The 22587-nt window shown below is 52.7% G+C and carries 20 protein-coding genes and 2 pseudogenes; 11 read left to right on the top strand and 11 right to left on the bottom strand.

Going from position 1 to position 22587, the window contains the following annotated elements:
• Positions 1–111: 111 nt before the first annotated feature.
• Positions 112–933, top strand: coding sequence for a PP2C family protein-serine/threonine phosphatase (locus AC2FIP_RS17025; RefSeq protein ID WP_496787372.1), 822 nt, complete (start codon positions 112–114; stop codon positions 931–933).
• A gap of 100 nt (positions 934–1033) precedes the next feature.
• On the opposite strand, the gene AC2FIP_RS17020 is transcribed toward AC2FIP_RS17025, so the two are convergent.
• Positions 1034–1546 (bottom strand): cold shock domain-containing protein, encoded by a 513-nt coding sequence (locus AC2FIP_RS17020; protein WP_496787370.1) that lies wholly within the window; start codon positions 1544–1546, stop codon positions 1034–1036.
• 373 nt (positions 1547–1919) lie between these two features.
• Between AC2FIP_RS17020 and AC2FIP_RS17015 the strand changes: the two genes are divergently transcribed.
• Positions 1920–2168: a transposase gene (locus AC2FIP_RS17015; RefSeq protein WP_496787368.1), complete on the top strand. Its 249-nt coding sequence runs from the start codon at positions 1920–1922 to the stop codon at positions 2166–2168.
• A 274-nt stretch (positions 2169–2442) separates the two neighbouring features.
• Here AC2FIP_RS17015 and AC2FIP_RS17010 read toward each other — a convergent pair whose 3' ends face one another.
• From AC2FIP_RS17010 to AC2FIP_RS16990, 5 genes are all read right to left on the bottom strand, one after another.
• Positions 2443–3066, bottom strand: a complete 624-nt coding sequence (locus AC2FIP_RS17010; RefSeq protein WP_496787367.1) for a class I SAM-dependent methyltransferase — start codon at positions 3064–3066, stop codon at positions 2443–2445.
• A gap of 9 nt (positions 3067–3075) precedes the next feature.
• Positions 3076–3822, bottom strand: a complete 747-nt coding sequence (pssA, locus tag AC2FIP_RS17005; protein ID WP_496787365.1) for a CDP-diacylglycerol--serine O-phosphatidyltransferase — start codon at positions 3820–3822, stop codon at positions 3076–3078.
• Positions 3823–3834: 12 nt separating this feature from the next.
• Positions 3835–4509, bottom strand: a complete 675-nt coding sequence (locus tag AC2FIP_RS17000; RefSeq protein WP_496749711.1) for a phosphatidylserine decarboxylase — start codon at positions 4507–4509, stop codon at positions 3835–3837.
• A 347-nt stretch (positions 4510–4856) separates the two neighbouring features.
• Complete coding sequence (locus AC2FIP_RS16995; RefSeq protein ID WP_496691416.1) at positions 4857–6290, bottom strand: NCS1 family nucleobase:cation symporter-1; 1434 nt, start codon at positions 6288–6290, stop codon at positions 4857–4859.
• Between the two features lie 222 nt (positions 6291–6512).
• A complete protein-coding gene (locus AC2FIP_RS16990) occupies positions 6513–7970 on the bottom strand; it encodes an NCS1 family nucleobase:cation symporter-1 (RefSeq protein WP_496787363.1) in 1458 nt (485 codons plus the stop codon).
• A gap of 109 nt (positions 7971–8079) precedes the next feature.
• On the opposite strand from AC2FIP_RS16990, the gene AC2FIP_RS16985 reads away from it, so the two are divergent.
• Positions 8080–8646 (top strand): recombinase family protein, encoded by a 567-nt coding sequence (locus tag AC2FIP_RS16985; RefSeq protein WP_496691418.1) that lies wholly within the window; start codon positions 8080–8082, stop codon positions 8644–8646.
• A 46-nt stretch (positions 8647–8692) separates the two neighbouring features.
• Here the strand turns inward: AC2FIP_RS16985 and AC2FIP_RS16980 are convergent, their stop codons facing one another.
• The 3 genes and pseudogenes from AC2FIP_RS16980 to AC2FIP_RS16970 all read right to left on the bottom strand — a co-directional run.
• A complete protein-coding gene (locus tag AC2FIP_RS16980; RefSeq protein WP_496787361.1) occupies positions 8693–9646 on the bottom strand; it encodes a helix-turn-helix transcriptional regulator in 954 nt (317 codons plus the stop codon).
• Between the two features lie 379 nt (positions 9647–10025).
• Positions 10026–10331 (bottom strand): hypothetical protein, encoded by a 306-nt coding sequence (locus tag AC2FIP_RS16975; RefSeq protein ID WP_496787430.1) that lies wholly within the window; start codon positions 10329–10331, stop codon positions 10026–10028.
• Positions 10330–10807 (bottom strand): annotated as a pseudogene (locus AC2FIP_RS16970) (IS6 family transposase); the annotation flags it as partial. The gene AC2FIP_RS16975 and the pseudogene AC2FIP_RS16970, both read right to left, overlap by 2 nt.
• Positions 10808–10985: 178 nt before the next feature.
• Here AC2FIP_RS16970 and budA point away from each other — a divergent pair.
• Positions 10986–11780: an acetolactate decarboxylase gene (budA, locus tag AC2FIP_RS16965; protein ID WP_496787358.1), complete on the top strand. Its 795-nt coding sequence runs from the start codon at positions 10986–10988 to the stop codon at positions 11778–11780.
• Between the two features lie 123 nt (positions 11781–11903).
• On the top strand, positions 11904–13556 hold the full coding sequence (locus AC2FIP_RS16960; RefSeq protein ID WP_496787357.1) for an NAD-dependent malic enzyme: 1653 nt from the start codon (positions 11904–11906) through the stop codon (positions 13554–13556).
• Between the two features lie 97 nt (positions 13557–13653).
• Here the strand turns inward: AC2FIP_RS16960 and AC2FIP_RS16955 are convergent, their stop codons facing one another.
• Positions 13654–14877, bottom strand: coding sequence for a YbfB/YjiJ family MFS transporter (locus tag AC2FIP_RS16955; RefSeq protein WP_496787355.1), 1224 nt, complete (start codon positions 14875–14877; stop codon positions 13654–13656).
• A 145-nt stretch (positions 14878–15022) separates the two neighbouring features.
• Between AC2FIP_RS16955 and AC2FIP_RS16950 the strand changes: the two are divergent.
• A pseudogene (locus tag AC2FIP_RS16950) lies at positions 15023–15229 on the top strand (cysteine hydrolase family protein); the annotation flags it as partial.
• 359 nt (positions 15230–15588) lie between these two features.
• Positions 15589–15912, top strand: a complete 324-nt coding sequence (locus AC2FIP_RS16945; protein WP_496787354.1) for a hypothetical protein — start codon at positions 15589–15591, stop codon at positions 15910–15912.
• A gap of 219 nt (positions 15913–16131) precedes the next feature.
• Here the strand turns inward: AC2FIP_RS16945 and AC2FIP_RS16940 are convergent, their stop codons facing one another.
• Positions 16132–17436 carry a tetratricopeptide repeat protein gene (locus AC2FIP_RS16940; protein WP_496787352.1) on the bottom strand — a complete coding sequence of 435 codons (1305 nt, stop codon included), beginning with the start codon at positions 17434–17436 and terminating at the stop codon, positions 16132–16134.
• 135 nt (positions 17437–17571) lie between these two features.
• Here AC2FIP_RS16940 and AC2FIP_RS16935 point away from each other — a divergent pair, with 135 nt between their 5' ends.
• The 4 genes from AC2FIP_RS16935 to AC2FIP_RS16920 all read left to right on the top strand — a co-directional run bounded on the left by AC2FIP_RS16935 (position 17572) and on the right by AC2FIP_RS16920 (position 22548).
• Positions 17572–17850, top strand: coding sequence for a hypothetical protein (locus AC2FIP_RS16935; RefSeq protein WP_142639695.1), 279 nt, complete (start codon positions 17572–17574; stop codon positions 17848–17850).
• A 1-nt stretch (position 17851) separates the two neighbouring features.
• The gene (locus AC2FIP_RS16930; protein WP_496787351.1) at positions 17852–19489 is read left to right on the top strand and encodes a sulfatase-like hydrolase/transferase; all 1638 of its coding nucleotides are present in this window, start codon (positions 17852–17854) and stop codon (positions 19487–19489) included.
• A gap of 102 nt (positions 19490–19591) precedes the next feature.
• Positions 19592–21259, top strand: coding sequence for a sulfatase-like hydrolase/transferase (locus AC2FIP_RS16925; RefSeq protein ID WP_496787349.1), 1668 nt, complete (start codon positions 19592–19594; stop codon positions 21257–21259).
• A gap of 44 nt (positions 21260–21303) precedes the next feature.
• Positions 21304–22548 (top strand): DUF3179 domain-containing (seleno)protein, encoded by a 1245-nt coding sequence (locus AC2FIP_RS16920; protein ID WP_496787348.1) that lies wholly within the window; start codon positions 21304–21306, stop codon positions 22546–22548.
• Positions 22549–22587: the final 39 nt, after the last annotated feature.

The following is a 22587-nucleotide window of genomic DNA, read 5'->3' as shown; positions in this document are numbered from 1 at the left end:
GATTGTCGCCTTTCATGTTTTGGTCCTGATCATTGAGAAGCCCCAGCACTGCAGGAAAGTACTGAATTTATTTGGAAGGGTTTTCTTCTTTCACTTTCGGAGAGATTTCTTATGCAGATTGGAAATGCCTTAAAACATCTGGTACGGGAACGTGCAGTCGAATTGTTTGACGTTGCGACAGCGACCAACCAGGGCGCACGTGACTATCAGGAAGATGCCATTCTGACCGAAATCCCGGCCGGATCCGATTTCGGAATTATTGTTCTGTCCGACGGTATGGGGGGGCACGCAGCAGGTGATGTTGCATCGAACCTCATCGTCCATGCAGTGATGAACTGCTGGAGATCCGCCGGCCTGAGCTGTGAGTCATCGAATGCTGAGGTCACAGATTTCCTTCATCGCGCGACCCAAGAGGCAAATAGCCAAGTTCGCCTCGCCAGCATCAAAGAGCAAAAAACCAAAGGCATGGGGGCGACTTTGGTTGCGCTGGTCTGCATCCAAGATCGTGTGTATTGGCTTTCGATTGGGGACTCGCCGCTCTATCTCTGGCGTGACCAAAAGCTGATGCAGCTGAACGAGGATCACTCGATGGCGCCTCAGATAGATATGATGGCGAAACTGGGAATGCTGGACCCCGAAGCCGCGCGCTGTCATCCCGACCGGAACACGCTTATATCTGTCGTTTATGGCGGGGATATTGCCAAATTGGATTGCCCCGCTGATCCGCTGATACTTTGTGCCGACGATATTCTGATCGTCGCCTCCGATGGCCTTCAATTTCTACGCAATGATGAAATTTTGGATGTTGTCACGCAAGATTGCGAAAAGCGCAGCGCTGCTATCGCGCAGAACCTGATGGAGGCTTTGACAAAGTTGAACCATCCTGATCAGGACAACGTGGTATTTTCGGTGGTGAAGTTCGGCGCGCCGTAAGGCCCAGCAGCTTTGGCGGTGAAGATGGGCCTAGGCAATTTTCGGGCGCTAAATTCGTGTTTCCGATGCACTTTGGCTGCCGACTATTCTCGGGACTATTTCATGTCCAGGCCTGAACCGAAACCACAACTCTGCCGCCGGATTCATCGCTTACCTCAACGCCCAATGCCTCTCCGACGCTCACCAATCCAAGACCGGCTTCTGCTAGTGTGTTTGCGTGCAAAAAACAGTCCCTGCCGTCATTGAAAACATTGACGAACCCATAGTTCTTTTCCTGACTAAACCACTTGACCCTGGCCGGCAGAACCGAGGTCGAGGCTATCTGCCGGGAGGCATTGCCAATCTGCTTTGTCGCTGCGGGGGATGCTTCTGACTGAATGCGCAGGATTTCGACAATTTGAAACCCCTTTGGCGCTTCGCGTGTCAGTGCCTCTACCGTGCATCCAGTGGCGATTGAGGTCTGGCCGAAATCGTGCAGCGCACTTTGATGCAGCAAAGCATCCTTGCCGGTCACAGAGCAGGTTAAAAAGCCATAGCCTTTTTTAGCCGAAAACCACTTCAATGTTCCTGTGATGTGCCCCAGTGAAACATCACCTAGTCTTGATCCGTCCATAACCGTTTACCATTAAGCGTCACAACCTTCGCCTGCAAACCTGATCAGTAAATGTGGTATTTATTAGTCATGTTTAAAAATATCTGCCTGACGCAAAGTCAAATTTGCAGTTGGTATTCCCGGGCGCCGAGTCGGGTGTGATCTGAGTGTCCGAGCCAGAGCAAGCGGTGCAGATATACCGCTCTAATTGGCTCAATCCGATCCCTCGCGGGTTTCAAATGACTCTCTCGCTCCCGGGACACGCAAGGTCATAGAAACTTGCGGCGGTTTCTCTGAAAACCGCTGTGTATAGGTAATTGAGAACGACCCCATTGCTCGGATTACAAAGAAAGTCTCCGGCGTCGAGGTGGCGTGAGGGTCTGGATTTCTGAAGGTGTTGTGCAGAACTGGGCGTCACCTCGACGCAAGTAAGCCGATCCCCCTCGTAGTGGACACCACGGGTCTGAAAATGCGTAGCGGCGACGGTTGGCATGAAGAAAAGCACGGCACCAGGAAAGCCCGCAAAGCCTGGCGCAAGCTGCATATCGAGCTTGATCCGGAAACCGGCGATATCGCCGCAGCGAAGGTGGCCACGGAATATGTGGGCGATAAAACGGCGGCCAGATTTGCTCACCGATGTTGATGCCGATGTGAGCCGGTTTCTGACGGATTGTGCCTACGACGGCCATGGAAATCCGAGAACAACAGCAATCCCTGCATCGAAATTCGCGAAGAAATTGAGCAATAGCGATGAAAACAAACCATAAGAAGCTGGAAGACACCGCAAAATGGTTTGGTAGCAAAGCGTTGTGGCTACACGAAGAAGCATCGTAAGCTAATTTGTGTTTAAATATCGAGATAAGCTGGTGCTTCTCAGTTTCCTGTTTGCAGCCGTACCCAGTTCTTTTACCGAACAGTTACGTGACAACTGATTTTTTCAGTACCAAAAATGTCATCATCTCCAGAGGTGGAAGGGTTCTTTGCTCCTCTACGGCAAGCGCATCCTCTTGCAGAACTGTTTCAATATCGAAATCAGAATGCCAGCCAATCGTATTTGCGACCGGAGCAATCGCGCGTTCCAAGGATGCGAGCAACCCCCGCTTTCGTTGGAAATGGTTGGTAATCACTACTTTTCCACCCGGTTTACAGACCCGCGCTATTTCCGCCATTACCCTTTCCGGTTCCGGTACGACGGATAGCACGTGCATTGCTGCAACCGTATCGAAATAGTTGTCGGGAAAATCAAGCGTGCGGGCATCCATTTGCCTCAGCTCGACAACATGGTCCAGCGATAGGTCTTTTGCTTTGTCGCGCGCCTTTTGCAGCATGTCCTCACTGAAATCGATTCCGGTCACTTGCGTTTCGGGCCCGTAATGTTCCAGCGAAAGTCCGGTGCCGACGCCAACCTCCAGAACTTTGCCTGGACGTCTATTGATAAAATCAACCGCCTGCTGCCGCCCGACATTGGTAACTGCCCCAAACGTTTTGTCGTAGATGGGGGCCCAGCGAGCATAGGAAGTTTGAACGGCTTTGATGTCCATATCGAGTCCTTAACGGTTAGAAGGTATTCCCCTGTCGAGCCACGCCCAGGCGACCGTGCCCACATATCCGAAACAAAGCACAATCAACGTAGCCCAGGCGAAAGTCAGCAATGCGGCCCCCGCAACAGCGACACCGATGAGAAAAAACTTTGCGTTCTCGCGCGAGATTCGCGTCGTCTTGAATGACCAGGTCGGTATTTGGCTGATAAGCAGAAGACCGATGATCACCATATAAAGACAAATCAATATACTGGGCAGCAAAGGGGCATCGGCGAAGGCGAAGGACAGATACATTGGCAACATGACAAGCAGCGCCCCTGCAGGGGCGGGTACTCCTTCGAAATAGGCCCCATCTTGATCGGAGGTTTCGGATTTGCCGCCCACATTGAACCGGGCAAGTCGCATGACGCAGCACACCGCAAAAAACAGAACCGCAATCCAAGCCGCACTGCGTATATCCTGCAAGGCCCAGAAATAAAGAACGAGCGGTGGGGCGACCCCGAAGTTCAAGAAATCTGCAAGTGAGTCCAGTTCGGCCCCCAGTTTGCTGTCACTGCTGAGAAGGCGCGCAATACGGCCATCCAGCCCATCCAGCACACAGGCGGCAATTATCAACTGGACAGCGAGCACATAATTGCCCTGAACGCCAAATCTGATTGCTGACAGGCCCGCGCATATGGCCGTTATGGTCAATGCATTCGGCAACAAATGGATCAGCGCAAACTCGGTCTCTTCCTGTTTGGGTGGTTTTTCCACTGATCCAGTTACCTACTTTTCTTCAGGCGTGGGCAAACTGGCAAGGACGGTTTCGCCCGCAATCATCGTTTGCCCTACACGCACTTGTAGGACCATGCCATCAGGAAGATAAACATCCAGCCGCGACCCGAAGCGGATCAATCCAAATCGTTCTCCAGTTTGCATAGCTGCGCCTGGCTTCACGAAGCAGACGATCCGTCTGGCCACCAGGCCGGCAATCTGGACAACAGCCAGATTCTGACCGTTTTTCATACGAATGCGCAGGCTGTTGCGCTCATTATCAGCACTGGCCTTGTCCAGGGATGCGTTGAAAAACTTGCCGGGGCGATATGCAACAGCGGTAATCTCACCTTCAATTGGCGTGCGGTTCACATGACAGTTGAAGACACTCATGAACACACTGACACGGGTGAGAGGCGTGTCAGGCATCCCAAGCTCGTTCGGCGGCACCGCCGCTTCGATCAGCGAAACTACCCCGTCCGCTGGGCTGACGATCAACCCTTCTCCTTTGGGTGGCACGCGTTCCGGGTCGCGAAAGAAATAGTAGCACCAGATCGTGAGGCCGACACCAATCCAGCCCAGAATGTTAGACAGGATAAACAGACCGAAAGTAATGGCGGCAAAGATCGCGACAAACCGAATACCTTCCGGGTGCATCGGTTTGATGAACGTATCGCGCATGCGCATTGCAATCTTTCCCCTAGGTCAACTGATTGAACTTCATAAGTGGATTGGTAGGGAAGGCAAGTGGGACTATTGCTGTGGGCAACGATTGATGGCGGGGTGTTACAATTTGATGGGTTCTACTGACAGCTTTTTTGATGCCCAGGTATCGGGGGTTGGACTAGGCGCCAGATTTTCGTTGTGGCATTCCGCACCGTTATAGATCCCTGATCCATGCAAAAAGGTCCAAATGCGCCATGCTGCGATCTCTTTAGCGCTCCATTGCAAGCAGCTTTTGGTCAGAGCCACTGTCAACAACCTCAATACCTGATGGCAGGCGGCGCGCCGCCCGCCATCTATCTTCTGAAAGATTAAGTGTTCTTCTTGGCCATAGCGTTATAGATAACACCGCCAAGTATCGCACCGATGATCCAGGCATATCCTGACAGAATTCCCAGTGCTGGCACCCAAACAGTAGCGACCGAGAATACTGAAGCAAAACCAAAGGCAATTAGTGCCGAGTCATTCCAACCGTTACCATAATGGTAGGCACCGCCTTCCATGTTGTAGAGGTCGTCCACATTCAGCTCTTCCTTCCGAATTTTGTAGTAATCTACGATCATGATCCCAAAGATCGGAGCCAGAGTCGCACCCAGCGTGTTCACGAACCCGGCAATGCCGATATTCGAGATAATGGCCGTCCAAAGACCGCCAATTACCAAGGCAAAGACTGAAGTGGCCAGACCTGCCTGACGGAAGCTGATCTTACCAGGGGCCAGGTTGGCTATGCCATTCACCGCCGGAATGAAGTTCGCGACCAGATTGATGCCAACGGTTGCAGCGAAGAAGGTAATCGCTGCGATGATGGCCAGCAGAACGCTGTCGGTCTTCTCGACGATCTCGGTCGGGTTGATGATTTCTTCACCAAAGACCACGGCGGCACCGCCAGTCGTCAAAAGCGCCAATGCCGAAAAAAGGATCATGTTCAGCGGCAAACCGGCAAGATTACCGGCCTTCATGGATGCCTTGTCGCGGGAATAGCGCGAAAAGTCCGAGAAGTTGATCATCACGGCCGAAAAATAGGCAACCATAGTTCCGAATATGGCGATGAAGCCTTTAACTTCAGATCCAAAGGTGCCTTCTGGGTTGGCGAAGATGGTCGCGGTTGCGCTCAGAAGCTGCCCGTCCGCGCGCTGCCATAGCACGATGACCAAGCCTATCATCACCGCATAGACGAATGGTCCGGCAAAGTTCAGAAATGTCTCGACCCAACCCATGCCGCGCCAGAAAATGACGATGTGGAACACCCAAACGAGTAGAAAGGCAAGCCAGTCGATGCCCGTCAACCCTAACATCTCTGCACCACCGCTGATGCCTGTTATCGAACGGATCAACAATGAAAGGGCGGTCGAAGCGAAATAGACCTGAACGCCATACCAGAAGACAGCGACTGTGGCCCGCAATACTGCCGGTAGCTTGGATCCGGTTGTGCCCATACTGGCGCGCGCCAGAACCGGATAGGGGATACCGTATTTTTCTCCGGGCGCGCCGGATAGGTTCACCATCCACATAACGAACAGCCCCGCGAAGATGAGTGCGAGGAAAGCTGTCCAACCCCCAACGCCGTAGGATATAAAGAGCGACGCAACTAGCGAATAGCCAAACAGTGATTGAACATCGTTGGCCCAGATGTTGAAAATCGCAAACGCGCCCCAGGTTTTTTCATTGGGCGTGACCGGATTTAGCGTGTCACCTTCCGGATCTGTAGTACTTGCATTTTTTGCAGTTGTTTCTGCGGTTACCATAATGGTCCTCCCATTTTGCTTTCGGGGGGAAAGCCCCCAAGATTTGCGGCAATAGCCGCCCATCGATTCAGGGTTTGTGGCCTGAACCGTTTCCGTCGCATGGTTGCGACGTTCGTTCCCGTGTCGGCTTGTTGTCTGAGACAAATCAATCCAGTCCGATTGCATGTATCTGCAATCGGTTGCTCTGCCCGTAGGCATCAAACTGGTGGATGTCTCAGCCTATCAGCGCTTTGCAATTGCCCAGTAGAAAACACCTCCAAATCCTGCGCCAATCACCCATGCAAAGCCTGACAGCGTATTCAGCATGGGAACCCAGACTGTGAGTACCGAAAATGTAGCCGGAAGGATGAACGACACGATCGCGGCCAAATTCCATCCGTTACTGTAGAAATAGGGGCCGTCGCGGGCCGCCGAAAAAAGCTGATCAACGTCCAGCTCACCGGATTTCACCAGATAAAAATCTGCGATGATGATCCCATAAACAGGTGCCAGAATGGCGCCTAATGTGTTCACAAACCCCAAGATACCGATCTGGCTGATCGTCGATACCCAAAGCCCGCCAATCACCAGCGCGTAGGCCGAGGTAATTATCCCGGCGACGCGGAAATTGATCCGACTGGGCATAAGGTTCGCCAGATCGTATGCGGGTGGTATGAAGTTGGCGACGAGGTTGATACCGACCGTGGCGGCCAGAAATGTCGCCGCCGCCAGGAGTGTTAGTGGCAAGGAATCGACCCTTGCAATTATAGCGGTCGGGTTGGTTAACGCCTCGCCCCAGATTGCGACAGTACCTGCCGTTACAATCAATGCAATCAGGGAAAAGAAGGCGATATTGATCGGTAGACCGATCAGGTTACCCTTTCGCATTTCATCTTCTGACCGTACGAACCTGGAAAAATCGCCGAAATTGATCACCACGGCCGAAAAATAGGCGGTCATTGTGCCCACGACGGCAGCGAATGCGCCAAGTGAGTTGCCCTTGTAGTCGCCGGTTCCGCGGAAAATAGTGCCGACCTCCAGCCAGAGATCGTTACCGACTTCGACCCAGATCATGATCGCCAGCGCCACCATCACCGCATACACAAATGGGCCAGCGAAATTGAGAAAACCGACAATCGGATCAATACCGTTCCAGAAAAGTGCAATCTGAAAGGCCCAGACTGCCAGAAAGGCACCCCACTCGATGACGCTGAGGCCCAGAAAGATTGCAGGGCCATTTTCCCCGATCAGTGCGACCATGGCCAAGGCAAGTGCAGTCGATGCAAAATATGTTTGTACACCGTACCAGAAGATGGCCACGACAGCCCGGATGAGAGCAGGGAAATTCGCCCCGCGAACGCCCATGCTGGCTCGTGCCATTACAGCAAATGGAATTCCATATTTGACACTGGGTTTGCCGATCAGGTTGACGAGCCCCATGACAATGAATCCCGCCAACACGATACCCGCAAACACCGCCCAGCCATTCAGCCCGTAAGTCAGGAACAGCGACGCCGCCAATGTGTACCCAAACAGCGATTGAACATCGTTGGCCCAGACATTGAAGAGCTCAAACCAACCCCAATCGCGCTTTTCGACAGGAACGGGGGCCAGGTCCTCGTTGTAGAGGCTGGAATCCTTTGTAGCTTCTGTAAGAGAATGCTGCATTTCGTCCCGGTCATTCGCTGCGGCGATTGTCATTGCACAGATTCAGCGCTATTGTCGTGCAGAACTGCGTGCAATTAAACGGTCATAAATGCGTGCAAAAGTCAAGAACTACTGTGATCCAATCCTACGAGACTGATTTAAAATGGTAAAAATCGGATATGCGCGGGTATCATCGAAATGGTACCGAAGTGAGGTTCAACTCAGCGAGCTCAAGCGTCAGGGATGCGACCGCATATGGAGCGATACCGCGCAGGACGGGACCAACCGAGGCGAAACGCTGGAGGAATTTCTGGCGGATGTTTCGGCTGGTGACGTAATCGTCGTGTCTCGTCTGTCTGCGATTGCTGACTCGATCGCAGAGCTATTCAATCTATTAGAACGGCTTCACGAAAAAGGAGCCGCATTTCGGTCAATGTCTGAACCCTGGATCAATACCGCAGACGGGCGCGCGAGTATGGTCTTGGAAGTACTAGGCGGAGTCATCGACTATGAGCTTGGGCTGGCTGACTTGGAAAGCCGTGCAGTGGAAGATCGGCCCAAATCCTTCGGCCTGAGTAAAGGACGACCGCAAAAACTGAGCGCAACGGAACGCGAAGAGGCGATTTCCCTGCTATCGATGGGCAAGACTGCGGCAGAGATCGGTCGTATGCTGGGTGTGAGCAGATCCACAATCTCTCGGCTCAAGACTGCGCAAGCCGAACCCGGGTAAGAGAAATTATGTGTAATTTGCGCCTCTGCGCTTTTTCAATGCGAATTCAAAGATACCTGACCCACAATCTTTGATCACGGTTACACCCAAGTTCTTCGACCATCTTTTTTGAACTCAAGTTGAACTCTCTTGCGAGGTCTGTGATTTGGGCGGACCGAAAACTATCAGTGTTTCGAGCGAGTCTGCCGTCGTCAAAGGCGATCAACTCATGGGACCTGCCGCCCCAACGGACGATCCCACAGCACAGCCGCTGACGTTCTGGATTGACTATTTCTGCCACGGGGTCGGCAAAGAAATCGCTCCATTTGAGGATACCGGTACTGACAGCTCGGGCAACCGCCTGTTCGATCGTCCGACTCTTTAGCTTGGTAGTGATGGAGGCAGTCAGAACATCGATCGTTCTCGAAGCGTGCCCTGTTTTCCTGGCAATGACAGTCGGTTTCAAACCCGACGCGAACATCTTCAACACATCCAGCTCATCCGCAGACAGGGAATCCGATGGAAAGTTGAATACGGTTTCTATGACATCAAGGGCAAGCAGATGCAGAACCTGCGCTTCCTGGCGTAGGGCAGGGAGCTTTTTCGCGATAAAGGCGCTCCACTCAGGACGAGGCATATTGGACGTGACGGTAAACACGCCGCGCTCGCCAAAAGGGTTGATCACTGGAATGGAAAGACCGTTTTGTCCCACTCCAAACCTTCTGGCCGCTTGAAAAAGCGCTGCATAGTCGGCTTGGTCGTCGAACACTGCCCAGTCGATTGGTGCGATCATTTGGGCGCCGAAACGAATGAGGGGATCGGCCAGAACGAGATTGTTGTCGACGTAATACTTGACCCATTCCTCTGGAAATGTAGTGCAGCCATGAACGACATTATGATGCTTGTCGATGTGGGCGTAGGAGGCGTTTTCAAATCCAAACTTTTGGCAAATTTTCTGAATAAGAGCTTCCCCAGATTGCCAGAGATCCAGTTCAGAATTGCCAATATCTGCAATTTTCATAGATCGTCTTTCTGTCCTGTGTTGCCGTCGGGGCGGAGTAGCAACCTAAAACTGAACTAACTATTCGGGAATTCCCGTAGCCAACCGCACATTTGAATACGGGCCTGTTATGGGGACGGTAACAGAGCGGAAACCCGCTGATGAGACACATGAAATTGACTAGCTGGCAGCGCAAAACTCGTCACGGCAATAACCGTTTTTGTGGTCTTGCGCGGTTCAGTTTCCGTAGGTCGTGGGCATCTTGAGCGTGTGATCTTAGCCCATCCGGCGTCATGTATTTCATCTTGTCAGCACGCGGCCAGGAACGAAATTCAGCCTTCAGCTCGTCGACGTCTGCAGCAGGGCAAGGGAGCGCAACAAGCGCCGCCAGGGCTATGTGTCAGATAGCGATAAAGCCGTGAGCGATCACTGCGCAGCCATCATGCTTTTTCTTTTCAGCTCTGCTCTGCGCTTCGGCATCCAGCATTACAGATATGAGGTTCAGGGCAGGGGTCAATAAGTGGCCGAGTCCCTTGTGTTTGCAGCGCGCCTCATTGGCGCCAAGCCATCGTTCGATGAGACCTATAGCGTCCAGCTCCTGCTCGTGATTGTGGATTGCCCAAACCTTCAAACCGCGTCCAGAAATGAGCGTTTCCTGGCGCGTAGCAAAAAGGTTCCTGAGACGGAACGCAGATGGTGAGATCATGTCGATGGTGATCCGCGTGCGGCGCAAGATCGTAGATTGGCTTGAAATAGCTTCGCAACTTATCCGTGATCACGACACGGGGTTTGCCGAACTGCGAGATCAATCGCTTTTAAAACGCCTTGCCGCCTTGGCGTTTCGCTGTGGTTAGACAAGAATATCAAGGGTATTCCCATTCGCATCCACTGCCCGCCAGAGCCGGCATTTCCAACCGTTGATCGGTAAACAACTCCTTGCAAATGCCATTTGTCGGTCGCCTTTGGCCGGTCCCGCTTGATGCAGTCGGCGAAATGACGGCCAAAGCGGTTAACCCATTGCCGGACAGTTTCCGGGCTGACGATTACACCGCGCTCAGCAAGCAAATCCTCGACTTCGGCCGTTCTGTAGGCGAAACGGTGATAAGCCCATACGGCTTAGGCGATGATCTCGCGGGGAAAGTGAAAGCCCTTCCGGCGCGGCATTGTCCGTGGCGTTTTCATGATGATCAGTTATCCCGGAGCAATCCCACGATCATCTTTGCAATGCCCTATGAAGCTGTAAACTATCAAATAATCTCTTGTGTTGCCCGATCTCGAGAGGCACGCGATACTGGAAAGCAAGACAGTTTCGAATGGTCGAAAATGTATAGACGCCAGGCAGATAGATTGGTGAAACAGCATGCGACAAGATAAAGAGCTTACTTTTGCAACGGCCCTGGCTAGTCATTCCAGAGAACGGGGTTTCCAATCGGAAAAACATGCACATGAGTATTATCAGGCTTCGTTGCTGAGCGCAGTCATGCAAGGCGTTTACGACGGGACCGTTTCCATCGAACAGCTGCTGGAACATGGAAACTTCGGCCTGGGTACGTTCAATGCGCTCGACGGAGAAATGATCGTGTTGGATGGCGTTGCCTATCGCCTCGACGGGAATGGCAATGCTTCGGTCGCAAGCGACAAGGCTCTGACACCTTATGCTGCCGTCATCAATTTCGAACCAGCGGTTTATCGATCTTTGGACAGAGAAACACAAAAGGATGCTCTTGAGGCCCAGCTTGATGCATTGGCGGAGGCAAGAAACCTGTTCTATGCCGTTCGATTTACCGGCGACATTAAACACATAAAGTACAGAAACGTTCTACGGCAGGAGAAACCATACAAACCTCTGCTGGAGGTCGTAAAAACGCAGGCTGAGTTTGAGCTGAACAACGTCGAGGGGACAATTCTGGGGTTTCGGTGCCCGGATTATGCCGTCGGGATCGGCGTCCCGGGTTACCACCTACACTTTATTTCCAGCGATCTGAGCAAAGGAGGACACGTCCTGGATTACACTCTGACCAACGGTCGAATAGAAATTGATCATACGTCTTCTCTGCATCTTGAACTTCCAGAAACCAGATCATTTTCAGACGCCAATCTGTCTGCAGGCGCTTCGGCAGACAGCATCCTAAGTGCTGAGAGTAACAATACTTAGGCACTTCTATGCAGGATGATTAAATGCAACCGTGCTCTAAGTTCGTTGCAATTGCCGTCTTATAATGCTGACTTTACTGGACGTCGCGTGCAAACAGTGCGTGCCGATCCGAAAGGGTAACCTATGGTCGATTCCGGTCCTGTAAATTTACAGTATTTGACAAATCCACTCCTGAATAAAGGTACTGCCTTTTCTCTACACGAACGAGAAAAGCTCGGATTGCTAGGCCTTCTTCCGCCACACATCGAAACGCTCGAAACCCAGGTAGATCGTGCCTATGCCGCCTTTGAGCGCGAAGAGACACCGCTGGACAAGCATGTCTATCTGCGTGGCCTGCAGGATGATAACGAGGTTCTGTTCTACGCTCTGTTGGTGCGGCATCTGACCGAGATGATGCCGATAATTTACACACCCGTTGTGGGTGACGCCTGCAAGCAGTTCAGTGAGATCTATGATCACCCACGCGGATTTATCATTTCGTACCCAGAGCGTGACCGGATCGATGACATACTTGAGAACGCCATCCTGGCCTCTGCCGAAGCCATTGTCGTTACCGACGGAGAGCGGATTCTGGGTTTGGGTGATCAAGGCGCGGGCGGTATGGGAATTCCGATCGGAAAACTCTCGCTTTATACCGCTGCAGGCGGGATAAGCCCGTCTGTTACGCTTCCGGTGGTTTTGGACGTCGGCACCAACAATCAGGAACGGCTGGAAGATCCCCTTTATATCGGCTGGCGTCATGAGCGCATCACCGGGGATGACTATTTCGAGTTCGTCGATCTTTTTGTGCAGGCGGTAAAGCGCAAGTGGCCGGATGTGTTGCTGCAATTCGAGGATTTTGCACAGCAACATGCTGCACCTCTGCTTGCGCGGTATCGCGATCAACTCTGTACATTCAATGATGATATTCAGGGCACGGCGGCAGTAACGGCGGGCACTTTGCTGGCTGCCTCAAATGTCACTGGCATTCCGCTAAAGGACGCTACCATCGCGTTCCTCGGCGCCGGGTCAGCAGGAGTGGGTATCGCAGAACAATTAGTTCAACTCATGATCCGGCAAGGACTATCCGAAACCGAGGCGCGTGAGCGCATCTACATGGTGGATCGGAATGGCCTGTTAACCGATGCGATGACAGATCTTCTGCCGTTCCAGAAGCAGGTTGTCCAACCCTTCAACAGAGTGGGGAGCTGGTCCAGTGGTGAAATTTCCCTGTTGGATGTGATTAATCAGGCCAAACCCAATATTTTGGTGGGTGTCAGCGGTCAGGCAGGCTTGTTCTCGGAAGAAATCATCCGTGCAATGGCGGCTCAGACTGATCATCCTGTCGTGTTGCCGCTGTCGAACCCGACATCACGAATTGAGGCCGCGCCCGCAGATATTATCGACTGGTCAGGTGGCCTTGCAATAGTCGCCACCGGAAGCCCGTTTGATCCCGTTGTCTACAACGGCAGGACGCACCATGTCGCGCAATGCAATAATTCCTACATTTTCCCGGGTATGGGCTTGGGTGTGCTGGCGGCAGGCGCGCGCCGCGTCACTGACGGAATGTTCATGGCCGCCGCCGAGGCGCTCGCCACGTTGTCACCTGCGAAGACTGATCGCACAGCCAGCTTGCTACCCAATGTAGAAGATATTCGCCAGGTCAGCAAAGCTATTGCATTTGCCGTTGGTCAACAGGCGCAATTGGACGGGGTTGCGCCTAAATCCTCAGAAAATGATCTGAAAGCGGCGATAGAGGCGAAGTTCTGGATCCCGCACTATGAGACAATTGCCTGAAGCAGACCCGCGCTGGAGTGACCAGAGAGCTATTCTTCGCGCAGTCAGAACCCACCTAGTCTGTTGTAGTGAATGAGCGCAGTTCGGAACAGGACGGTTACGCCACCGCACGCCCGAGTGGTTTTTGCATCGCAGCACAAAGGGCACCCACCAGCAAAACGGCAGAAGCCACTACAAGGCTATCTCCAATTTCTCCGGTTATGTCTCCGATGACGCCGGCTCCGATCGGTCCAAGTGTTTGTGAGATAGCGAAAACAACTGTAAAAAAGCTTACGGTTGCACCCCAATCCTGCTGATCCAGATTCTGGCGGACAAAGCTGGTGACAGCAGTGGGCGGCATAAAGACCGACAGCCCAAACACGAGCGCCGACATGATCAATCCATATCCGTTTGGAACAAGGATCGGCAGGGCTGAACCACAAGCGACGCCAGCTAAGATCAACGCCAATGGCGTCCCAGAAGCGAAGCGGGCTAATATCCCACGCCAAACAAATGGCGACGCCATAATGCTGAATCCAAGGATCATCCACGTTGCCGTGGTCAACAGGACACTGGATTGCTGCTCCTTCATCCAGACAGCGATGAAAGTTACGTAGACTATGTAACCCAACCCAAACAGCGCGTATCCGCCGAGTTCGCCTAACATCCTGCGCACTGGAGGAATGGAAGGAAGCGCTGCGTCGTGTTCGGCTTTGTTCAGCTTTGTGGACGCCCAAACGGAAAATGGACAAATGATCAGAGCTGCAATCCCAACTCCGATCCACGCCCAGTCCCAGTATTGCGGCCCGAAAACGTCCAGCATAGTCGGAAGGGTTGCGCCACATAAGGCGATACCAAACCCACCGCCGCCGCCAAAGTACAAGGCGATAGCCAGTGCATTCCTTCGGGCGCAGTTCTGGAACAGAGATGCCGCCAGAACGCCGCCTGATACAAAGGAAAGAGCGCCGAACAACCCCACCAATGTACGACAAGCGGTTTGAAATACGAGGTCCTCATTTAACCCGGTCATTAACAGACACAGTGCGGTCGCCACAGTGCCGCCAGCAAACAGCCGTGACGGCGAAATATAGCGGATCAGGAAAAGTGTTAGGATTGCACCCATTATGTAACCAATCGAATTGGCGGTGTTTAGCCAACCAGATTGAGTGAGGTTCCAGCCGAGGCTACTTTTCATTGATGGCAGAATTAGGCCGTATGCAAAGCGGCCAAAGGCGTTGGATATGCTGACGCCAAGCGCAAGGCCCAGCAATATGAGCCAAGGGGTAGTAGTTTTTGCCGAAGTCATGAATATTCTTCCAGGTTGAACAACACCGTGCCCCATTGTGGGTGGCTGTGCAATCTCAACAGATCCTAGTCAGCCCCGTGCGGCTTAACCTGAGAAACAGCAGATTGAATATTCTCAACAAGCTGCCGCGCTGCTTTCGTCTACGCTATGTGAGTTCAACTGAGCAACGACCTGCCAGTTTGGATGGCCGGGTGTTGAGCTTGCTTCAGAGGTCGCTCGACTGCGAGACGACATTCTGCTTCGTCGCAATCGTCTGTCGGCTTTTCAGTCGACACCTCCGAGTTACCTGACTCCTGGTGAAACGCTGTACGTTTGTGGCATTTCGACGAGCATATGTGTGTCGTCGACGGCCATTGCGGGCGAATATATCAACAATCTCTTACAATAGCACACCGCCATGACCGGGAACCGCCCGAGAAACGCAAATCTTGCGAATGCTGCGATCGGTTGTCAACGTCCGCTTTTGGGAAGCTGCACTGCGGCGCTAACCAAGCTGACGAACGGCAGGTATGTGCCCGTCCGGGAATTCTGTTTGAGGTGGGGCGGGGGATAATGCTGCACCGGCTGTGACGGCCGCTCTGCGTCCAAAGTCACGAATGCTGCGCTTTGCGCGAGCGTCCGCTTTTCACCGGTTGTCCAAGAAGCATAACTACAGAAATACAAATCTTCCAACTGGCATCGCGATGTTGGATCGGCTACGGGACGGCTATGTGCGGATTCTCTTCCAAACTCTCTCAGTGGTGTATCGTGACTGCTTTGACAGTCGCACTCATAGCTGTGGGCTTTGCGCATCGGACAGTCCCCACGTCTACAACCCTGGAACTCACCGCCTATCTCGCAGCAGGCGGGCAGTTGAGCGGCATCTGCGGAAATATAGATGGCGACAGCGCACCAGTGACCGTTGATTGCGAAGCTTGCCGCATCAGCAACACGTCCGTTCTGCTTCAAGACAGTTGTCCACGCTTCGTACAGACCACAGCAACGCGAACTTTTGAATTTATCGCCAAACGCGTTGCCGAGCGCAATGATCTCGATCCCGCGCGTTTGACCCGCGCCCCGCCTCACGCCTGATTTCATTACCTTTTATTGAAATCGAAGATGCCCGTATCCCGCTGGATGCGGCACGATAGTGCTTGGAGGCCACTAAATGACTATTACCGATACACCTGCGCAGTCCGAGGGCAGCGCAAACAAACTCTACTTCGCGGCATGGCGCTGGCATTTTTACGCTGGTCTTTATGTCATTCCAATCTGAGCTAATTGATTGTGACACATCCTACTGCCTGAGAATCAGGGCCTGACGGTTCCTGACCAACCCGCAGCCTTCATTGCACTGATCAGCTCTTGAACTGGCAGTGGGTCTACAAACACTCGAGCCTTCAGTGCTTCGAGAGGGAAGCTTGGCCAAGTGTCCGAAAACACTTTTGCAAGCCGCTGTGCCTCTGCTTGTTCTCCGTTCCTCCAGTGGGCTGCCATAAGGTAAGCTGCGGAAATTGGTCCGAACGGCCCACCACGCGATATTGTTTCATCAAACGTCCTGATTGCGGCGGCATAGTCTCCCGTATGGAACTGAGCCGCACCCAATGCATTGTCAAATACAAGTCCCCCTCCTTGTGGGGCCAGGACTCTATATCGCGCTGATTGAGACAAAACTCGTTCAAAATCAGATGTATAAAGGGAAATCAAGGCGTCGAATTCAGCAACATGTGAATCATCGGGTGCCAAACCTACGGCCCGTTGGGATAATCGAACTGCGCTATCGTAATTGCCCACCCCAAATTCAAACCAGGCTCGCGCTGAAAGCGGCCATGCTGCATCCGGAGCCAATTCCAAAGCATAAGCACTATTCTTGTCGGCTGCGTGCAAAAACTCATCAGAACCGGGATCGCCAGATTTCATGATGGCGAACATGGTTTCGACCTGAGAAGCGCCAGCATGCCCCCCGTAATAAAACGGATCTCGTTCAATTGCTGTTTGGAATATCAACAACGCAGGTTGAAGGCGTGCCAAATCTGTAACCGGAAAAATCAGATCCCGGCCTGCGTTGCTTAGGTTCATTGCTTCGACGCGGGCTGGCGATACGTCGTAGATCGCAGTATTGCCAGTTATTGGAGCAACAGATTTCGAACCGCGGCCGATCAGAACACCGACTAGAATACCGGCTACTAGAAGTGAAAGCGAGATAACGACTGCGTAAGCCTGTCGCCTTCCGCGTAATGGTTGTCTGCTTCGATTGGAGCCCGGCAAAAACTCGGGTGCGTAACTTCCGACAGGCAATGAGATTACCAATTCGTCAGCAATCCCATTGCTTTCATAATAAGCTTGGAGTTTTCGCCGAACACGTCCCGCATCCACGCGTACGACGCCTTCGCGTTTCAATAGCTCATCCGCGTCGTATCCATAAACATCCATCGCAATGGTTTTGGCGCGTATCTCGTTGGAACGACCCTCGAGCGATTCCATCACAACATAAGACAGAAAAGACCGCATGCGGGCGGACCCTTTGAATTCATCTGACTTCTGAACCCTATCCAACGCATCGCGCACCTGCTCGGCCGAGAACTGTTGAGTGTCATTCTGTTCCTGATCGTCCATGCTGACGGTCAAAGAACTATCCTTTCGCAATAAGGGTTTGTCGCCATGGTGCTACGGTAGCATGCGGCTTTATACGTTCAATACATATTCTGTTGGATGCATGCTTGGCAAACGAATGCCTGAAGGGCGCTGCCAATGACGGATGATGAGTTCTTTGAATCCCAATTTCCCGAAGCGGGTCGCCTGCTGCAGGACCTGCGGGCAAAAGACCAAGAGTTTGATCGAATTTGCCGCGACTACAAAGAGGTCTTCGCCGAACTGGCGGTGCCGCCAAGGTCGCAGTCTGTTCTTCAGATGCGCTATCTCGCCGATCTGGCAGAAAGCCTTTCGGACCTGCGCAGCAGTATTGACGGACGGCTGCAGGCGCATGGCCTTGATTCGGAATCGGTACGGAACAAAGATTTGGAGGTTTGACATGAGACATAGATACATTTTGCCTGCGTTGTTGATTGGTGCCGGCTCCGCGCTTGCTCAGGAAACCCCGATTGTTCATGACGGCGAGTTCGAATTCCTTCGCGCGCAGTTTGGTGAGTCATGGGATGCGCAAGACGTTGAAGTCGACGCCAAGCTGACCGAAATTCGTGCGGCCAATGGCGGCAAGCCTCCTAATTTCCTCTACATCTTGATCGATGATGTAAGCTTTGGTCAGATGGGTGACCGCAAGATGAATTACGTCATGGGGATCGAGACACCCAGCATCAATCAGTTGGCTACCGAAGGCATGTCGCTAATGCGCATGTATACCGAACCCTCTTGTACTCCCACACGTACCGCAATGCTGACAGGGCGCCACCCAATACGCGCCGGTGTCGAAGAGGTCAAAGTGGCTTTGGTCGGAGAAGGTCTTCCGACCAGCGAAGTGACATTGCCGGAGATACTGAAACAAGTCGGCTACAATACGGCGCATATCGGCAAATGGCACCAAGGTGACATTGAGCAATCGTACCCACACAATCAGGGATTCGACTGGGCCGCATTTCCACTACACCAGCAAGTGCAGCTGAGCCTCATGATCCCCGAGGCAATGAGGTCCAACGCCATGCTCGGCTACGTGCCCGAGGGGCAGAACAATCAGTTCCTGCTGGATGAGCGCTTCAAGCCATATGGTCTTGTCACCGGTGTCGAGGCCGAAGCCGGTGGGCCCGCCCTGGAAGTAGACATGTCAGCCGGTGAGGTTTGGACGCAGGCCAAATATGAAGAGATGAACGAACGATATCAACGGCAGGCGCTGGAGCAACTCGAACGTGTAGCCTCCGAGGATGCGCCGTTCTTCTTGCAATACTGGCCGCTGTACCCGTTGAACTTCGTCTATCCGGATCAGGCAATTTCACGAAATGGCGGGTTTCATGCGGACAAGCTGCAACTGCTTGATGGATGGATCGGAGATCTCTTGGCCAAGCTTGAAGAAACCGGCACGGCGGACAACACAATTGTTGTTCTGATGGCAGATAATGGTCTGATGTATCACTATGAAGGCTCATCCGGCCTGAACCAACTAATCTATCGCGGAGGCAAAACTCAGCATCTTGAAGGCGGAGTAAGAACCGATGCGTTCATTCGCTGGCCCGGTGTGATCGAACCCAACACTGCAGCTGGCGACATCGTTCATGTTTCAGATATCTTCACCACAATGGCGCGAATTGCCGGAGCCACCGCCTTTATCCCAAGGGACCGTGTGATAGACGGCATTGACCAGACGGCGTTGCTGTTGAACGGCGAGGGGAACGGTCGGCGCGACTATGTCTATGTCTACGAAGGTCCTGTCTTGCGCTCGGTCGTTAAACAAGAATTCAAGATGCACCTTCCTGCCCCTGGTCAACCCGGCGCGGCTGCTCCAACCTATAACATCTATCGGGACCCTCGTGAGGAACACCCGTTGGTTGGCTACTCGCTTTGGGCCGGTGCATCTTTTCAGGATATGATAAAGCGCCACCAGAAAATGATCGCCAAATATCCACATTCAGAGATCGGCAAAGGTACCCCTTATGAGGGCATCGAAAACCTGCGTCCGGAAACTGAACTGACCCGTGATGTATTCATGAGTTGGCAGTGACGTCGCAAATTTAAGTAAATATTTGAATATAACGATGTTACAAATGGTTAACGCATCTAAGATCAAACACCGAAGCTCGGCTTCAAACCTGGGGGAGACGGAATGAAACTACAATGGCTTCTGGTTTTTTGTGCAGGCGTTACGGCACCACCCTTGCAAGCGCAGGAAGGCCCAATCCAACACGATGCTGAGTTTTATGTTTTGCAGGCACAACACGCGGATAAATGGGTGCAAGATGACATCGCTGTTGATGAGGCTCTGGCGGCTTTTCGAGATAGGAACAAGGGGCAACCCCCAAACATAGTCAGTGTCTTGATCGATGATCTTGGCTTCGGAGATATGGGAATACCCGAGTTGAATGCCGTCCGGGGCTATGAGACGCCCAACATCAATGATTTCTCTGATGAAGCGATGCGTATGGTTCGGATGTATACCGAACCGTCCTGCACCCCGACCCGCGTTGCCCAAATGACCGGGCGGCTACCCGTCCGTATGGGAATGGGCAACACACAGGTTGATATCGCCGGGGAAGGCCTTCCAGGGGAAGAGGTTACACTGGCGGAAGTACTAAAACAGGCTGGATACTCTACCAGCCACGTTGGCAAATGGCACATGGGGGATATTTCAGAAAGCTGGGCGATGAATCAGGGGTTCGATTATGCCCAGCATGCAATCCACCAACAGGGGCAACTAACGATCTTCCATGATGACGCGATCAAGGAACAGGTTTCGGTGGCTATTCGGGACTACGATGATAAGTACACCATCGACCAGTGGTTCCGTCCTGATGCCTCGGCCATGATGACCGTTATTGAAGGCGAAGCTGGCGGCCCGATCCGCGAAATCCGAATGGAACCTGGCGAGCGCTGGAACGCCGCAAAGTATGACGAGATGAACCAAGCCTTCCAGGACAAGACCATGGAGGAGTTGGAGCGTTTGGCTGGCGATGAAGAACCATTCTTCCTGCAATACTGGCCCATGATTCCGCTAGACAACACACGAACCGGCAGAACGGGTCCTAAAAGCGCTAACGGCGGACTTTATGTCGACAAGATGCAGTTGCTGGATCAATGGCTTGGTGATCTGTTCACCAGAATTGACGAGCTCGGCTTAGCTGAGAATACAATCGTTATAGTAATGGGCGACAACGGTCATTTCACCAAGTACTCACCGCAATCAGGGTTCACTCCGATGATCTTTCGTGGCGGTAAAGCCGATACCACCGAGGGCGGTGTACGGGTTGATGCATTTATCCGGTGGCCCGGCATGATCACAGCAGATGGCCTTCTCAACAGCATCATCCACATCTCCGATCTCTATACAACGATGGCTCGCTTCGCCGGTGCCGATCAGTTTGTCCCACGCGATCGCTTGATTGACGGCGTGGATCAATCTGCTGCATTGCTTTTCGACGACGAAGCAAAATCGCGCCGCGACCACGTGATCATCTATTCAGACAAAAAACCCGAAGCCGTCGTCAAAGATCAACTCAAACTCATCTTGCCGCCACCTGGCAAAAACCCCATCGCCGCCGAATTCTTTGACCTATATCGCGACACTCGCGAAGAATTTTCAGTCTCAACCGAGGTTGGCGCCTGGGGTGGACAGGAGTTTGTGCGAATTCTGGGCCGACACATGGCCCGTAAAGAGAAATATCCAGATAGTCCGCCGGCCTATGGCGTGCCCTATGAAGGGATTGAAAACACGCGCCCAGAATCGCGACAAGCGGTTGAGGCGTTCCTGATCAAACGCCAAGCCCCGCAGCAATAACACCGATAATGGCAGCGACGCACCAAAGCCTTTAGGATCATCACATGATTGGACTACTTTTCTTTGCACTGGGTTTGATCACATCCCTTGGGATCGGCTTTGTCTATTTCAGAGACCTTGGCGACGTCTCTCAAATGCTGCTGAAGGTAAAGCGCGAGAATATGGTGCGCTTTATCCGCAATGAATATCGCCTGATCGGTATCGGACTTGGCGGGTTTGCAGCGGCAACACTTGCGCATTTCCTTTTGGGCGGTGGCCCTTTCTGGCTTTGGCTCATAGCGGCTGTGCTTACTCTTCTTCTTTATGGGTTTCCCTACGTTTGGGTGCATTTGGGTCTAAGGAACCAGCTCAATGACGCACAGTACTTTCCAATTGAAGAAGCCCGCAAATATGTCGGACCAACTGCGCCCGTCATAGTCATCGAAAACAACGGCCAAGCCCGCGCGCACCCGGATGCGCAGATTATGCGCCCTCATCTGGCCGGGAATGTAGATGGCTTGGGTGGTGAAGACGTGGTCATGACCTATTGCGCTATGGCCAATCTGGGTCAGGGTTACATTCCGCGAATAGAAGGACGACGGTTGAATCTCGAGGTTTTGGCCCAGCATGGCAATAACCTAATCCTGCGCGATAACGACACGGGCGAGCCGATCCAGCACATCTATGGTTTCCGCGAGGCGGACCGCGACCCTAACTCCGACGGTCCTGCCTGCCCTCTTCGACCCGAAGCGCAAATGGAGCCCTGGCCAACCTTTCGAATGACGTTCCGCGGGTTTCAGAAGGCCTATCCTGACGGTGAGGTATTTCTGAACAAGCCATCCCCGAACCCATTTTTGCGCCTGCTGGATATGATGACCGAGATCACGTTTGGCTGGGGCATCGGACGCCAGCATCAGGAAGACGCGCCCGTGATGGACAACATGGATCGTTCAGACGATCGGTTACCAAATAAAACCTACGTTTGGGGAATTACGATCGGTAAGGATGCGGTTTGCTGGACTGATGATTTCATCGTCGAGAACGAGTGGATCGTGAATGCCAATGTCGGCGGACGAAATGTCGTGGTCAGCTTGGATCCAAAGTATGAAAGCCTAGGCGTTTGGTACAACGACTTTGGTCAACCTGTGAGCCAATGCGATTTTTGGGGCCATTCAGATCAGGGTCAGCTAAAACGTGTCGAAACCCTGCGCGCAGGCACATTCTGGCATGTCTGGTCCGAGTTCTTCCCGAACACAGATATTAATCGTGTCGGCAGCGGTTCGATGGCAACCGAAGGAGCTGTAGAATGAGGCCCATAGCCAAACAACCACAAACCAAAGACCATTTAT

The sequence above is a fragment of the Ruegeria sp. CDSB114 genome (assembly GCF_059611025.1).
The sequence above is the reverse complement of the archived record's forward strand: the minus strand, read 5'-3'. Positions and strand labels throughout refer to the sequence as shown.

Excerpts from the sequence above, each read along its gene's own strand:
- AC2FIP_RS17025 (WP_496787372.1), top strand. The coding sequence starts at position 112 with ATGCAGATTGGAAATGCCTTAAAACATCTGGTACGGGAACGTGCAGTC.
- AC2FIP_RS17020 (WP_496787370.1), bottom strand. The coding sequence starts at position 1,546 with ATGGACGGATCAAGACTAGGTGATGTTTCACTGGGGCACATCACAGGA.
- AC2FIP_RS17010 (WP_496787367.1), bottom strand. The coding sequence starts at position 3,066 with ATGGACATCAAAGCCGTTCAAACTTCCTATGCTCGCTGGGCCCCCATC.
- AC2FIP_RS17000 (WP_496749711.1), bottom strand. The coding sequence starts at position 4,509 with ATGCGCATGCGCGATACGTTCATCAAACCGATGCACCCGGAAGGTATT.
- AC2FIP_RS16995 (WP_496691416.1), bottom strand. The coding sequence starts at position 6,290 with ATGGTAACCGCAGAAACAACTGCAAAAAATGCAAGTACTACAGATCCG.
- AC2FIP_RS16990 (WP_496787363.1), bottom strand. The coding sequence starts at position 7,970 with ATGACAATCGCCGCAGCGAATGACCGGGACGAAATGCAGCATTCTCTT.
- AC2FIP_RS16985 (WP_496691418.1), top strand. The coding sequence starts at position 8,080 with ATGGTAAAAATCGGATATGCGCGGGTATCATCGAAATGGTACCGAAGT.
- AC2FIP_RS16980 (WP_496787361.1), bottom strand. The coding sequence starts at position 9,646 with ATGAAAATTGCAGATATTGGCAATTCTGAACTGGATCTCTGGCAATCT.
- AC2FIP_RS16975 (WP_496787430.1), bottom strand. The coding sequence starts at position 10,331 with ATGATCTCACCATCTGCGTTCCGTCTCAGGAACCTTTTTGCTACGCGC.
- budA (WP_496787358.1), top strand. The coding sequence starts at position 10,986 with ATGCGACAAGATAAAGAGCTTACTTTTGCAACGGCCCTGGCTAGTCAT.
- AC2FIP_RS16960 (WP_496787357.1), top strand. The coding sequence starts at position 11,904 with ATGGTCGATTCCGGTCCTGTAAATTTACAGTATTTGACAAATCCACTC.
- AC2FIP_RS16955 (WP_496787355.1), bottom strand. The coding sequence starts at position 14,877 with ATGGGGCACGGTGTTGTTCAACCTGGAAGAATATTCATGACTTCGGCA.
- AC2FIP_RS16940 (WP_496787352.1), bottom strand. The coding sequence starts at position 17,436 with ATGGACGATCAGGAACAGAATGACACTCAACAGTTCTCGGCCGAGCAG.
- AC2FIP_RS16935 (WP_142639695.1), top strand. The coding sequence starts at position 17,572 with ATGACGGATGATGAGTTCTTTGAATCCCAATTTCCCGAAGCGGGTCGC.
- AC2FIP_RS16930 (WP_496787351.1), top strand. The coding sequence starts at position 17,852 with ATGAGACATAGATACATTTTGCCTGCGTTGTTGATTGGTGCCGGCTCC.
- AC2FIP_RS16925 (WP_496787349.1), top strand. The coding sequence starts at position 19,592 with ATGAAACTACAATGGCTTCTGGTTTTTTGTGCAGGCGTTACGGCACCA.
- AC2FIP_RS16920 (WP_496787348.1), top strand. The coding sequence starts at position 21,304 with ATGATTGGACTACTTTTCTTTGCACTGGGTTTGATCACATCCCTTGGG.